Here is a 12,988-nt window from a genome sequence, read left to right on the forward strand (position 1 = left end):
GGAGATGGCATGCCTGCACCCATGGATGAAGCTTTCCAGGCCCTCGACCCCACGCCTGGAGGCATGAACGCCCTTCGCCATCTCCAGGACGAGCTCTCCGAGATGGAGCGCGCCGGCTTGCTTCGCACGCCCCCTGCTGCCCCGGCTTCCGACCGGCTGCTGGTCCTGTGCTCCAACGACTACCTCGGCTACGCCGGGCTCGCCTTGCCTTCCGAGGTCGGGACCGCGAGCGGTGCGGGGGCGTCCCGCCTGGTGAGCGGGACCCACGAGGCCCACCTCATGGCCGAGAGAGAGATCGCCGCCTGGCTGAACGTGGAAGCGACGTTGCTGTTCTCCTCGGGGTATGCGGCGAATGTTGGCACCGTCGCTGCCCTGGCCAGGCCGGGAGATGTCGTCGTGTCGGACGCGCTGAACCACGCGTCGCTCATCGACGGATGTCGTCTCTCGGGCGCGACCGTCGAGGTGGTGGGCCATGTCGACGTAGAGGCGGTGGAGAGCGCCCTCGTGCGGGCCAGGGGCGCGCGCCGCCGGTGGGTGGTGACCGAATCGCTCTTCAGCATGGATGGCGACACCCCCGACCTCGGCCGCCTCCGTGAGCTCTGCGATCGTCACGATGCCGCGTTGATCGTGGACGAGGCGCACGCCCTCGGTGTCTTCGGACCGCGCGGGGCTGGCCTCTGCGCCGAGGCCGGGGTTCGCCCCGATGTGCTCATTGGCACGCTCGGCAAGTCGCTCGGGCTCCACGGCGCCTTCGTCGCGGGCTCGTGGACCTTGCGAACCTACCTGTGGAACCGCGCCAGGAGCTTCGTTTACTCGACCGGCATCAGCCCTGTGGTGGCGCTCGCTGCGGTGGAGCGGGTCCGCCGCACCGCCGTGGACGACCCGGCTCGGGCGCGTCTGGCGATGATCACCCACCGGCTTCGCTCTGGTCTGCTGACGCTGGGAGCCGAGCTGCTTCCTGGCTCCTTGGGCCCGATCCTCCCCTGGCTTCTGAAGTCGCCGGGGGCCGCGGTGGAGATGTCTCGGCGCCTCGCGAGCGAGGGCGTCCTCGTCCAGGCGATCCGGCCACCGACGGTGCCGGCGGGTACGTCGCGGCTCCGTATCGTGGCGAACGCGTCGCTCTCCGAGTCGGACGTCGAGCGTGCCCTCGCAGGATTCCGGGAGGCGATGCGATGAGGGGACATCCTGTTTCACGTGAAACAGGACGGATCCGGGTCGCCGTGGTCGGAACCGGCACCGGGGTGGGCAAGACGCACGTGTCGGTCGCCCTGGTCGCAGCGCTGGCAGCTCGCGGCGACAAGGTCTGCGGCTTGAAGCCCATCGAATCGGGCATCGACGGCACCTCGACTACCGACGCCGAGCAGCTGGCGCTCGTCAGCTCGGTCCAGCCCGAGCCAGCCCCCTACCGCTTCGCCGAACCGCTCTCCCCTCACCTGGCAGCGCGCCGTTGCGGACACGCCATCTCGCTCGACGTCGTCACCGCGTGGGTCGACAGGCAGTCCGCTCCCCTCGCGGTCGTCGAGAGCGCCGGCGCGCTCCTCTCCCCGCTCGGACCAGGACTGACGAACGCAGACCTCGTGCGTGCACTCTCGCCCGATGCCGTCGTCTTGATCGGCCTCGACCGGCTAGGCATCCTTCACGAGGTCGCTTGCTGCACGCTCGCCCTTCGCGCGCTCGCCCCTGGCCTTGCCCCAGCCGTGATCGTGCTGAACCCGCCGACAGTGCCCGATGCATCCACCGGCACGAACGCGGGGGAGCTCGCTGCGCTCGGCATTGCTTCCGGCGCTGTCGTGATGCCGCGCGCCGCTCCAACAGCGCCGGCATCGCTCGCCGCGGCGCAGGCCACCCTGGCGCGCCTCGCCCTTTCGTAGCGAGACGTCGTCACGTTCAAGGGGTGACCAGCCCCGAGGTCGTGAGAAATCAGGCCGAGCTACCGGACCCGAGTACCCGGTTCCGAGCTCCGGTCCGAGGCCCCACCCGGCGGGTTCGCGGGACTTCCGAAGGACCGGCCCGCCTCGTCAGGAAGCGGCGGTGACGACGCGACCCCGCTCCAGCACGAGACGGGCGGCCGCCCGCTCCCGGAAGACCTCCGGCTCGTGGGACACCACGACCACCGCGGCGCCCCGCGCCACCTCCGCGTCCACGACCGCGAGCAGCCGCGCCACCCCTGCGCGGTCGAGGCCCGTGGTCGGCTCATCCAGCAGAACCAGCGAAGGCTGGTGCACCAGGGCTCTCGCGAGCGCGATTCGTTGTCGCTGGCCGCGCGAACACGTGCGGAGCGGCCTCAGCGCAAAGCTCCCGAGCTCGAAGCGCTCCTCCGCATGACGCCACGCCTCGTGCGCGTCGAGCCCGTGGAAGCCGGCCGCAAGCTCGACGTTCTGCCGACCGGAGAGGTCCGGGTACGCCAGCGACTCGTGGGACAGCCAGCCGATGGTGCCGCGCGCCGTCCCGACATCGTCGCCAAGCGGCTCGTAGTTCACCGCGCCCGACGTGGGACGGATCACGGTCCCGAGGATCCCGAGTAGCGTTGACTTGCCCGATCCGTTCGCCCCCTCGATGAGCGTCAATCGCCCTGCCTCGATCGTCGCGTTCACCCCACGCAACGCCGCCGTTGCTCCGTAGGTCTTCACGACGCCACGGGCCACCACGCGCTCGATCGTCCTCACAGCGCTCACCTTGCTCCTGCGCTCGCGTTCCCGTCAGCCCTTGTCGCCGCCTCGAGCGCGACCTTCGCCCTGAACGACCGTGGTGATGTCCTCCGGGAACGCTGGCGGATCAACGACAGTCGCCTCGGAATCGTCGGAGAGCTCCGCTCCCGCCTCGAGCGGACTCAACGACGGAATCGTCGGTCGATCTTCCGACTCATCGTCTCGAGACTGCCCGTCATCCGCCTCCGCAACCGGCTCGCTCGGTCTGCGCACAGCGCCACCGTCGGACGACCGCAGCGACCGCACGCCATGAGGGACCTGCAGCCCTCTGCTGTTGCGGTCCGCCGTCTGCGGTTCCTTCCTCGCCGCCGCCTCTGTGCCGAGAGCGTCCGCCAGGACGACCCTGCCAGGGTCACTCTCCTGCTCGCCCTGTCCGAGCCGAGCGAACCTCATCGTGCCGTCGTCGGACTGTTCGTCGACGACATTCTGAACGGCAACGCGCTCCAGCCGGCGCTTCTGTGACACCGGCACCTTGTTCTTGAACCGCCGCAGCCCTTCCAGGAACTCCCGCGCGCTCTGGAATCGTTCATCCCGCGCCTTCGCCAGCGCGCGATCCACGAGGCGCGAGAGGCCGGGCGGAATCGTCGGATCGAGCTCCGTCATCGGCCGGTGCCACAGCGTGAGAATCTGGACGAGCAACGCATTGTAGTTGCGGGCCACGAATGGGCGCTGGCCTGTCAGCGCCTCGTACAGGATCACGCCCGCAGCCCACAGATCGAGCCGGCGGTCAAGCTCCGCGTCCCCCCGTGCCTGCTCGGGCGCCATGTAGTACGGCGTGCCCATCACCATGCCGGTGCGGGTCAGATCCGTCAGCGCCCCATCCATGCCCGAGGCCTGGGAGATGCCGAAATCGAGCAGCTTGGCCACCGGCAACATGCCGGCGCGCTCCGAGAGGAAGATGTTCTCTGGCTTCAGGTCACGGTGGACGACCCCGCGATCATGCGCCGTCACCAGCGCCGAGAGCACCTGAAGCATGATGTCGACGAGCTCGTTCGGCGGAACGACGCCACAGCGCTCGATCCGCTGCGCCAGCGTCTCCCCGTGGAGACGTTCCATCACGAGGTAGGGACTGCCGTCAGGGAGCCACCCCATATCGTACACTTCACAGATGTTGGGATGACCGATCCGCCCGGCGACCCGCGCCTCGTGCTCCAGCCTCGAGATGGCCTCACGCTTCTGGGTCTCCCGCGGATGCATCACCTTGACAGCGACCAGCCGCCCGATCTGGAGGTGCTCCGCCTCGTACACCGCGCCCATGCCGCCCTCCCCGATGATGGCGGTGACCGCGTACTTGTCGCCGATCACGTGGCCGAGCAGCGAGCGCCCGGAAGAGGTCGGGCTCACGCCGCGGCTCCCGGGCCACGCCGGCGTCCGCGAGCCCGCCACGGCAGACGGCGGAGCGCGCGACGCAAAAGCCCGGTGCTCCGCACCTGGCGCCAGCGCGCCGCGCACCGATGAGCTCGGCGCCACGCCCGCCGGCCACCTCAGCAACGGCGGTGCCACCCTCGACGAAGGATGCCCTGAGGGCCGATGGCTCGGCAGCAACGGAGCCACGCCAGCGCGAGCGCCCGCGCGCGACGGCGGCGGATCGCTCGGAGCGACGACCAGCCCGGTCGCCGGACACACGATCACCGCGAGATCGTGGTGGCTACCGCAGTGGATGCACCGCACCGAACTCAAGTCCGTACAATTTGAAATACTCCATCCAGGTGCTGCTCGGAACTGCACAGCGCATCGGGGCAGAGCACGCAGGTAACGCTCGGTTCCACATCACCCCGCACGCCCCCTGGGGGATCCTTGGGGATAACCCCGCCGGCAACCCTGGGGGCAAAACGGGGGAGATCGGCCATCCGCCAGCTCTCCCCTGTCCACCTACCCCTGAGGACGGTCCATTTACCCCAGGGCGTCCGCTTCTAACTCGTTGGATTCATTGCGCATTCTGAGTTATCCCCGCCCTCCACAACGCCTACGACGAAGACGATGTCTTTATCTATCTATTTCATGGAAAGAAGAGGCGTTGCGCAAGGTCACGCGAGCGCTCATTTCCAGCGCACCCCCGGGCGATAACCCTGCTAAAGGGAGCGACTCCGGAGTCGGCTATGGACCTTGTGATCCCCAAGAAAGATCTGCTTCGCCTCGTCGCGCGCTGCCAAGGCGTGGCGGACAAGAAGAGCGCGATGCCCGCGCTCGCCAACGTCCTGCTCGCCGCCGAGGGCAACGCGGTCCGCGTCGCCGCGACCGACCTGTACCTCGGCGTGACCGGACAGACCCACGCGGACATCAAGACCGGCGGCACCGTCGCCGTCCCGGCCAGGGACCTGCTGGAGCGCGTGAAGGCCATGCCCGATGGTCCGATCCAGATCACCACCACCGAGGGCGCGCACACGTCGCTCAAGGCCGTGGGATCGCCCCGGCGCTACACGCTCCCCGGGCTCCCCGGCTCGGAGTTCCCGCAGCTGCCCGCCCCGGCGGTGGACGCGCCCTCGCTGGAGCTCCCCGTCGAGCAGCTCGCGCTCCTGATCACCCGGACCCACTTCTCGATCTCCACCGACGAGACCCGCGCCCACGTGAACAGCGCCCTCTTCGAGTGGGCCGGCGATCGCGTCAGGATGGTGACCACCGACGGCCATCGCCTCTCCAAGATGGAGGCGACCGTGTCGGGAAGCTCCGCGACGGCCACCATGCTCATCCCGCTCAAGGCGATCACCGAGCTCCGCCGCCTCGCCGAGGAGGCGCGCGCCGAGAAGGAGACCCCGATGGTCGCCATCACCCAGAGCGGGCCGAACGCCTTCTTCAACATCGCCGGGATGCAGTTCTCGGTGAAGCTCGTCGACGCGCAGTTCCCGCCCTACCAGCAGGTCATCCCGTCGGTCACCGAGCGCTCGGTCCGCGCCCCCCGCGTCGCGTTCGCCGAGGCCCTCCGCGCCATCGCGCTCGCCGCCAACGACCGCACCGGCGGCGTCAAGCTGTCGATCGCGCCGGGGACGCTCCGGATCACCAGCGAGAGCCCCGACACCGGCGCCGGCTTCGACGAGGTGGCCGTCGACTACAGCGGACCCGAGGTCACCATCGGCTTCAACGCGAAGTACTTCCTCGACGTGCTCGCCTCGATCGACGACGAGGAGGTCATCCTCGGCATCTCCGGCGAGCTCGACCCCGCCGTGATCCGACCCGGCAGCGAGTCGAACCAGCAGAGCTACGTCGCCGTCATCATGCCGATGCGGATTTGAGCGCGCCCTCCGACGAGCTCCAGGGGCCCTCCCCGAGCCTCCTCCTCGAGCGGCTCCACATCCGCGAGTTCCGGAACCTCGGCCGCGTCGACGTCGAGCCCGCGCCGCGTATCAACGTGATCGCCGGCAACAACGGGCAGGGCAAGACGAGCCTGCTCGAGGCGATCTACTTCGCCGCGACCTCGAGGAGCTTCCGCACCCACCGGCTGGCCGAGCTGGTCCGCCACGGCGCCCCCATCGCGAGCGCGCGCGCGCGCTTCGTCGAGCGGCGGGACGCGCTGCAGCCGCTCGCGCGCGAGCAGACCGCCGCCGTGGAGAACAAGCGGTGCGTCGTGCGCATCGACGGCAACCGGCCCCCGAGCCTGGCGAGCTTCGCGACGCGATCGCCGGTCGTCGCCTTCCACGCGGAGGAGCTCGCGCTGTCCACCGGGCCCTCGAGCGCGCGGCGCACGCTGCTCGATCGCCTGGCGCTCTTCATGGACCCGCAGAGCGCCGACCACCGGGCCCGCTATGCGCAGGCGCTCCGCGCGCGCCACGAGCTGCTCCACCGCGGCGGGGGCGCGCAGGCCCAGGCGAGCGCCGAGCTCGACGCGTTCGAGGCGCTCTGCGCCCTCCATGGCGCGGCGCTGACCCGCGCCCGCGAGGCCGCCGTCCAGGCGCTGGCGCCGGAGCTCACGCACGCCTTCGCCCGCATCGCCGCGCCCGACCTGACCCTGGTCGCACGGTACGCGCCGGGCGGCAGCGGCGACGCCGAGCAGGCGCGCGAGGCGCTGCGCGAGCAGCGCCGCCGCGACGCGCACCGGCCGAGCGCGGGCTACGGCCCCCACCGAGACGACCTGCTGCTCGAGCTCGACGGCCACCCCGCCCGCGTTGTCGCCTCCCAGGGCCAGCACAGGGCCCTCACGCTCGCGCTCAAAGCAGCAGAGACCGCTGCCATCTCTTCCGTCCGGGGCGTAGAGCCCATCCTTTTGCTCGACGACGTGTCGAGCGAGCTCGATCCCGACCGGACCACGGCGCTGTTCATGTTCCTCGGAATGGCGCGCGGACAGGTATTCCTGACGACCACGCGGCGCGATCTCATCGTCACGCCGGGCGTACCTTCCTCGGAGCGGCGCGATTTCCACGTCGAAGGCGGCGCGGTCGGCTGACGTTCGTCGCGGGCGTGCCGGGCGTGCCGCTGCCGGGCGCGCCGCTGCCGGGCGCGCGCGGCGCGCGGCGGGCGCGATGGACGAACGTCCGCCGACCGCGCCGCGACCGCCGTCAACCGCGTTGATCCTGGCCCCGGAGCGCGCGAGTTGGGATGCTCCGGACGCGCCCGCGACGGGCACCGAAAATACGGTGTTACGAGCCTTCCGGACCCGGCGAAACGCTTGCCCGAGCCCCTGATTTCGGCTACATTTCCGCAGTCTTTACGGGGCATCGACGGGCGGTCCGCACATGAACGCTCGTGGCCCCGGAATCGATCCGGCGCCGCGGCCGCGGCGCCCGGGTCTCACCAGACGAGCTGCCATCGAGCCGGCCCCTCCACTGCAAGAACTCCGGCAATCCGAGCGGTCTCCGCCGCTCTGCGCCCCCGGTGAGAGGCGGCGGGCGCGCCACCAGGACCGAGATGACGGAACCCACCCTGAGCCAGCCGACCGACCTCACCAAGGCGTCGTATGACGCCCACAGCATCACGGCGCTCGAAGGCCTTGAAGCGGTGCGAAAGCGACCCGGCATGTACATCGGCGATGTGCACGACGGATCGGGGCTCCACCACCTCGTCTGGGAAGCCATCGACAACGCGGTCGACGAGCACCTCGCCGGCGCCTGCACGGAGATCAGGGTCACCGTCCACTTCGACGGCTCGGTGTCGATCGAGGACAACGGCCGCGGGATCCCGGTCGGGATGCACGCCAAGGGCGTGAGCGCGGCAGAGGTCGTCATGACCGTCCTCCACGCCGGCGGCAAGTTCGACAACTCCAGCTACAAGGTCTCTGCGGGCTTGCACGGCGTCGGCGTGAGCGCCGTGAACGCCGTCTCCGAGTGGCTGAAGCTCGAGATCAAGCGCGAAGGAAAGCTCTGGTTTCAGGAGTACGCCCGGGGCGTGCCGAGGGCGCCGCTCAAGGGGATCGGCGTGACGGACAAGACGGGGACGAAGCTCACCTTCAAGCCCGATCCGCTCGTCTTCAGCACGGTCGAGTTCAGCTTCGACATCCTCGCGAGCCGCCTGCGCGAGCTCGCGTTCCTGAACGCCGGGCTCGTCATTCACCTCCACGACCAGCGCCCCGACGGGAGAGCGGAGATCTACGAGTACAAGGGGGGCATCTCCGAGTTCGTGTCGCTCCTCAACAAGACCAAGGAGCCGATTCACGACGACGTGATCAGCTTCGTGTCGCAGCATGAGGCCGGCGCCACAGGCGACGGCGCGAACGGCCGCGGCAGCTCCGCGACTCCGCCGGTCGGCGTGGAGGTCGCGCTGCAGTGGAATGGCTCCTATACGGAGGCCATCTTCTGTTACACGAACAACGTCCACAACAAGGATGGCGGCACCCACCTCACCGGGCTCCGCGCCGCGCTCACGAAGACGATCAACAACTACGGGAGCGCGCACAACCTCTTCAAGGAGCTGAAGCAGGGCCTGCAGGGCGAGGACGCGCGTGAGGGCCTGACGTGCGTGCTCAGCATCAAGCACCCGGACCCGTCGTTCGACTCGCAGACGAAATCCAAGCTCGTGTCGAGCGAGGTCAAGGGCATCGTCGAGGCCGCCGTCAGCGACAAGCTCGGGCAGTACTTCGAAGAGAACCCCCAGAGCGCGAAGAAGATCATCGAGAAGGCGGTCGTCGCGGCGAAGGCGCGCGAGGCGGCCCGCAAGGCGCGCGAGGTGATCCGCAAGGGCTCGCTCGACGTGACCTCGCTCTCGGGCAAGCTCGCCGATTGCCAGTCCAAGGACCCGGAGAAGAGCGAGATCTACATCGTCGAGGGTGAGAGCGCCGGCGGCAGCGCCAAGATGGGGCGCGACCGGCACTTCCAGGCGATCCTCCCGCTGAAGGGGAAGATCCTGAACGTCGAGCGCGCGCGGCTCGACCGCATGCTGAGCTCCGCCGAGGTCGGCACGCTGATCACCGCCCTCGGCTGCGGGATCAACGACGCCGGCGGCTTCGAGATCGACAAGCTCCGCTACCAGAAGATCATCCTGATGACGGACGCCGACGTCGACGGTTCCCACATCCGCACGCTGCTGCTGACCTTCTTCTTCCGGCAGATGCCGGAGATCATGGAGAAGGGGTACCTGTTCATCGCGCAGCCGCCGCTCTACCGCGTGCGCAAGGGCAAGCGGGACCTGTACCTGAAGGACCAGGGCGCCCTCGACGAGTTCCTCGTGGGCAACGCCGTGGACGGGCTCGAGATCGTCGCCAGCGGCGCCCAGACGGGCGTCGCTGGCCAGCCGCTCTACCGGCTGGCGCAGCGGCTGAAGCGGTTCCGCGCCGTGCTCTCCAACATCGACAAGCGCTGTGACGCGCGGATCGTGGCGGCGCTGCTGCGGTCCAGCGGGCTCGGGCGCGACGATCTGCGCGAGACCAAGAAGGTCGCCGCGGCCGCCGACGAGCTCCGCGCCTACCTGAAGCAGCGCTATCCGGACCTGTTCCCGCTCACGCTGTCGACGCCCCGGGACACGGAGCACGGGACGAGCCGGATCGAGATCGTGCCGCGCCCGGGCGCGAGCGCGCGAAAGAGCGTCATCGACTGGGATCTGGTGAACTCGCCGGAGTACCAGGAAGCCTGGTCGATCGAGCAGGACCTCCGGTCCATCGGCGCGCCCCCGTACCGGGCGCGCACCTCGAGCGGCGAGGAGACCATCGAGAACGGGGAGTCGCTCGTCGACTACATCGAGGAGCGCGGCAAGAAGGGCATCTCGATCAGCCGTTACAAGGGCCTCGGCGAGATGAACGCCGACGAGCTCTGGGAAACGACGATGAACCCGGACGCTCGGACTCTCCTCCAGGTCCGCATCGACGATGCGGTGAAGACGGACGAGCTCTTCACGATCCTGATGGGCGATCAGGTCGAGCCGCGGCGCAACTTCATCGAGCAGAACGCGCTCAACGTGAAGAACCTCGATATCTGAGCCGACGTCTCCCGCGTCGCCGGGGCGCGGCTCCTGCGCGCCCCGCGCGGCGCTTGCGCCTGGGGACGCGGCGCCCCGGCTCCGCGCCCGGGCGTGCGGCGCGCCGAGCCCCCCGCTCTAGGCGCACGGTCGGGGGTTGACACGGCGCTGCCGCTGCATCGCTCACCTGCCCTGTTCGCTCGGCATCCCTTCAGCGCCTCTTCGGCGTCCCTTCAGCGCCCTTCAACGCTCTTCAACGTTTTTGGCAAGCCGCTTGCCTGGGCGTCCCCTTGCTAGGCGGGGCACCCGCCTTAGCTTCGAGGGGCCATGAAAATCGAGCGAATGACGACGAAGGCCCAGGAGGCCATACGAGACGCTGTCGATTTCGGCAGCCGTCGGGGAAACCCCGAGCTCTATCCCGAGCACCTTGTGCGGGCGATCGTCAGCCAGGACGGCGGCGTCGGCGCGCCTCTGGTGCAGAAGGCAGGCGCCGATCCGGCAGGCGTGCTGCGCCTCCTCGACGCGAAGATCGACACCTACCCTCGCGTCAGCGGCGGCGCCGAGCCGAACCTGTCGAGGCGCGCGCTCACGGTCCTGCAGAAGGCCGAAGACGAGGCGAAGGCGCTCAAGGACGAGTACATCTCGACAGAGCACGTCCTGCTCGCCGGCATCAAGGTCGACAAGGAGATCCAATCGATCTTCGAACGAGCGGGGCTCTCGTACGACAAGCTCCTCTCGTCGCTCGCGGCCGTGCGCGGCAATCAGCGCGTGACGGACCGGGACCCCGAGGGGAAGTTCCAGGCGCTCGAGAAGTACACACGGGATCTCACGAAGCTCGCTCGACAGGGCAAGATCGATCCGGTGATCGGCCGAGACGAGGAGATCCGGCGCGTCATCCAGGTGCTCTCGCGGCGCACCAAGAACAATCCGGTGCTCATCGGCGAGCCCGGCGTCGGCAAGACGGCGATCGTCGAGGGCATCGCGCAGCGCATCGTCGCGGGCGACGTGCCGGAGTCGCTCAAGGACAAGACCATCGCGGCGCTCGATCTCGCCGCCATGGTCGCAGGCTCGAAGTTCCGAGGGGAGTTCGAGGACCGGCTGAAGGCCGTGCTCAAGGAGATCGAGGGCTCGAACGGCCGCATCATCCTGTTCATCGACGAGCTCCACACGCTGGTGGGCGCCGGCGCGGCCGAGGGCGCCATGGACGCGGCCAACATGCTGAAGCCGGCGCTCGCGCGCGGCGAGCTCCGGTGCATCGGCGCGACCACCCTCGACGAGTACCGCAAGCGGATCGAGAAGGACGCGGCGCTGGAGCGGCGGTTCCAGCAGGTGCTCGTCACGCAGCCCAGCGTCGAGGACACGATCGCCATCCTGCGAGGCCTCAAGGAGAAGTACGAGGTCCACCACGGGATCCGCATCCAGGACGCGGCGCTCGTCGGGGCCGCCGTCCTGTCGAACCGGTACATCACCGAGCGCTTCTTGCCCGACAAGGCGATCGATCTGGTCGACGAGGCGGCGTCGAAGATCCGTATGGAGATCGACAGCCTGCCCACGCCGATCGATCAGGTCGAGCGCGATCTGCTCAAGCTGCAGATGGAAGAACAGGCGCTCAAGCGCGAGAGCGACAAGGCGAGCAAGGTCCGCCTCGACGAGGTGCGGCGCGAGATCGCCGATCTCCAGGGGCAGCGCGACGCGATGCGGGCGCAGTGGATGCGCGAGAAGGAGCTCATCTCCGAGCTGCGCCGGCTCAAGCCGCAGATCGAGGAGCTCCGGCTCGAGGAGGAGCGGCTGAAGCGCGCCGGCGACCTCGGGCGCGCCGCGGAGATCCATTACGGCAAGATCCCGGAGATCGAGAAGAAGCTCGAGTCGATCCGCGCGACCCTCTCCCAGGTGCAGTCGAAGCAGAGCTACCTGAAGGAGGAGGTCACCGACGAGGACATCGCCGCGGTCGTCTCGAAATGGACCGGGATCCCCGTCTCCAAGATGCTCGAGAGCGAGATGCAGAAGCTGCTGCGCCTCGAGGACGAGCTGCGCCGGCGCGTCGTCGGGCAGGAGGACGCGCTCCGCGCGGTGTCGAACGCCATCCGGCGCTCGAGGGCCGGGCTCGGCGACGAGCGCAGGCCGATCGGATCGTTCCTGTTCCTCGGGCCGACCGGCGTCGGCAAGACCGAGCTCGCGCGCGCGCTCGCCGAGATCCTCTTCGACGACGAGCGGGCCATGGTGCGGCTCGATATGAGCGAGTACGGGGAGCGCCACGCGGTGGCCCGGCTGATCGGCGCGCCGCCCGGGTACGTCGGCTACGAGGAGGGAGGCCAGCTCACGGAGCCGGTGCGCCGGCGGCCCTACAGCGTGGTGCTGTTCGACGAGATCGAGAAGGCCCACCCGGACATCTGGAACACGCTCCTCCAGGTGCTGGATGACGGACGCCTGACCGACGGCCAGGGGCACACGGTCGATTTCAAGAACACGATCATCATCCTGACATCGAACCTCGGGACGCCGGCGGCCGCGGCGATCGAGGAGCGAGCGAACCTGCCGGCGGACGAGAAGGCCGAGCTCGTGAGGAGGGCCGTCATCGAGGAGGTGCGGAAGCACTTCCGCCCGGAGTTCTTGAATCGCCTCGACGATCTCATCGTGTTCCGGCGGCTGGCGCGCGAGCAGATGGAGCAGATCGTCGATATCCAGCTCGATCTGCTGCGAAAGCGCCTGGATCGACGCGGGCTGCTCTTCACCATCTCGTCGGAGGCGAAGGGCTACCTCATCGAGCAGGGGTGGGATCCGCAGTACGGCGCGAGGCCGCTGAAGCGCGCCATCCAGCGGAGCATCGAGGACGAGCTCGCGAAGCGGATCCTCGCCGGCGAGTTCAAGCAGGGAGACACGGTCCGGATCGACCGCGGGGCCGGAGGGCTCACCTTCACGCGCGCAGCGCCGAACTGACGCTCGCCAGCCCGCGCCCGCGCTCG

The 12,988-nt window shown here is 69.2% G+C and carries 8 protein-coding genes; 6 read left to right on the top strand and 2 right to left on the bottom strand.

What is annotated here, in order from left to right:
- Positions 1-21: 21 nt before the first annotated feature.
- Complete coding sequence (locus WME82_RS43605) at positions 22-1,176, top strand: aminotransferase class I/II-fold pyridoxal phosphate-dependent enzyme (RefSeq protein WP_438040115.1); 1,155 nt, start codon at positions 22-24, stop codon at positions 1,174-1,176.
- 44 nt (positions 1,177-1,220) lie between these two features.
- Complete coding sequence (gene bioD / locus WME82_RS43610) at positions 1,221-1,871, top strand: dethiobiotin synthase (protein WP_438040116.1); 651 nt, start codon at positions 1,221-1,223, stop codon at positions 1,869-1,871.
- Positions 1,872-2,018: 147 nt separating this feature from the next.
- Here bioD and WME82_RS43615 read toward each other — a convergent pair whose 3' ends face one another.
- On the bottom strand, positions 2,019-2,675 hold the full coding sequence (locus WME82_RS43615) for an ATP-binding cassette domain-containing protein (protein ID WP_438040117.1): 657 nt from the start codon (positions 2,673-2,675) through the stop codon (positions 2,019-2,021).
- A gap of 24 nt (positions 2,676-2,699) precedes the next feature.
- On the bottom strand, positions 2,700-4,436 hold the full coding sequence (locus WME82_RS43620) for a protein kinase domain-containing protein (protein ID WP_438040118.1): 1,737 nt from the start codon (positions 4,434-4,436) through the stop codon (positions 2,700-2,702).
- 371 nt (positions 4,437-4,807) lie between these two features.
- Between WME82_RS43620 and dnaN the strand changes: the two genes are divergently transcribed.
- The 4 genes from dnaN to clpB all read left to right on the top strand — a co-directional run bounded on the left by dnaN (position 4,808) and on the right by clpB (position 12,962).
- Entirely contained in the window at positions 4,808-5,938 is a 1,131-nt protein-coding gene (gene dnaN / locus WME82_RS43625; RefSeq protein WP_012240773.1) for a DNA polymerase III subunit beta, read from the top strand.
- Positions 5,935-7,086 carry a DNA replication/repair protein RecF gene (recF, locus tag WME82_RS43630; RefSeq protein ID WP_438040119.1) on the top strand — a complete coding sequence of 384 codons (1,152 nt, stop codon included), beginning with the start codon at positions 5,935-5,937 and terminating at the stop codon, positions 7,084-7,086. The genes dnaN and recF overlap by 4 nt, the downstream gene beginning before the upstream one ends.
- Positions 7,087-7,547: 461 nt before the next feature.
- Positions 7,548-10,046 carry a DNA topoisomerase (ATP-hydrolyzing) subunit B gene (gene gyrB, locus WME82_RS43635; protein ID WP_438040120.1) on the top strand — a complete coding sequence of 833 codons (2,499 nt, stop codon included), beginning with the start codon at positions 7,548-7,550 and terminating at the stop codon, positions 10,044-10,046.
- A 306-nt stretch (positions 10,047-10,352) separates the two neighbouring features.
- On the top strand, positions 10,353-12,962 hold the full coding sequence (gene clpB / locus WME82_RS43640) for an ATP-dependent chaperone ClpB (protein WP_438040121.1): 2,610 nt from the start codon (positions 10,353-10,355) through the stop codon (positions 12,960-12,962).
- Positions 12,963-12,988 lie beyond the last annotated feature (26 nt).

It is taken from the genome of Sorangium sp. So ce128 (assembly GCF_051525245.1).
Classification (GTDB): Bacteria; Myxococcota_A; Polyangia; order Polyangiales; family Polyangiaceae; genus Sorangium; species Sorangium cellulosum_B.

Excerpts from the sequence above, each read along its gene's own strand:
- WME82_RS43605 (WP_438040115.1), top strand. The coding sequence starts at position 22 with ATGGATGAAGCTTTCCAGGCCCTCGACCCCACGCCTGGAGGCATGAAC.
- dnaN (WP_012240773.1), top strand. The coding sequence starts at position 4,808 with ATGGACCTTGTGATCCCCAAGAAAGATCTGCTTCGCCTCGTCGCGCGC.
- gyrB (WP_438040120.1), top strand. The coding sequence starts at position 7,548 with ATGACGGAACCCACCCTGAGCCAGCCGACCGACCTCACCAAGGCGTCG.
- clpB (WP_438040121.1), top strand. The coding sequence starts at position 10,353 with ATGAAAATCGAGCGAATGACGACGAAGGCCCAGGAGGCCATACGAGAC.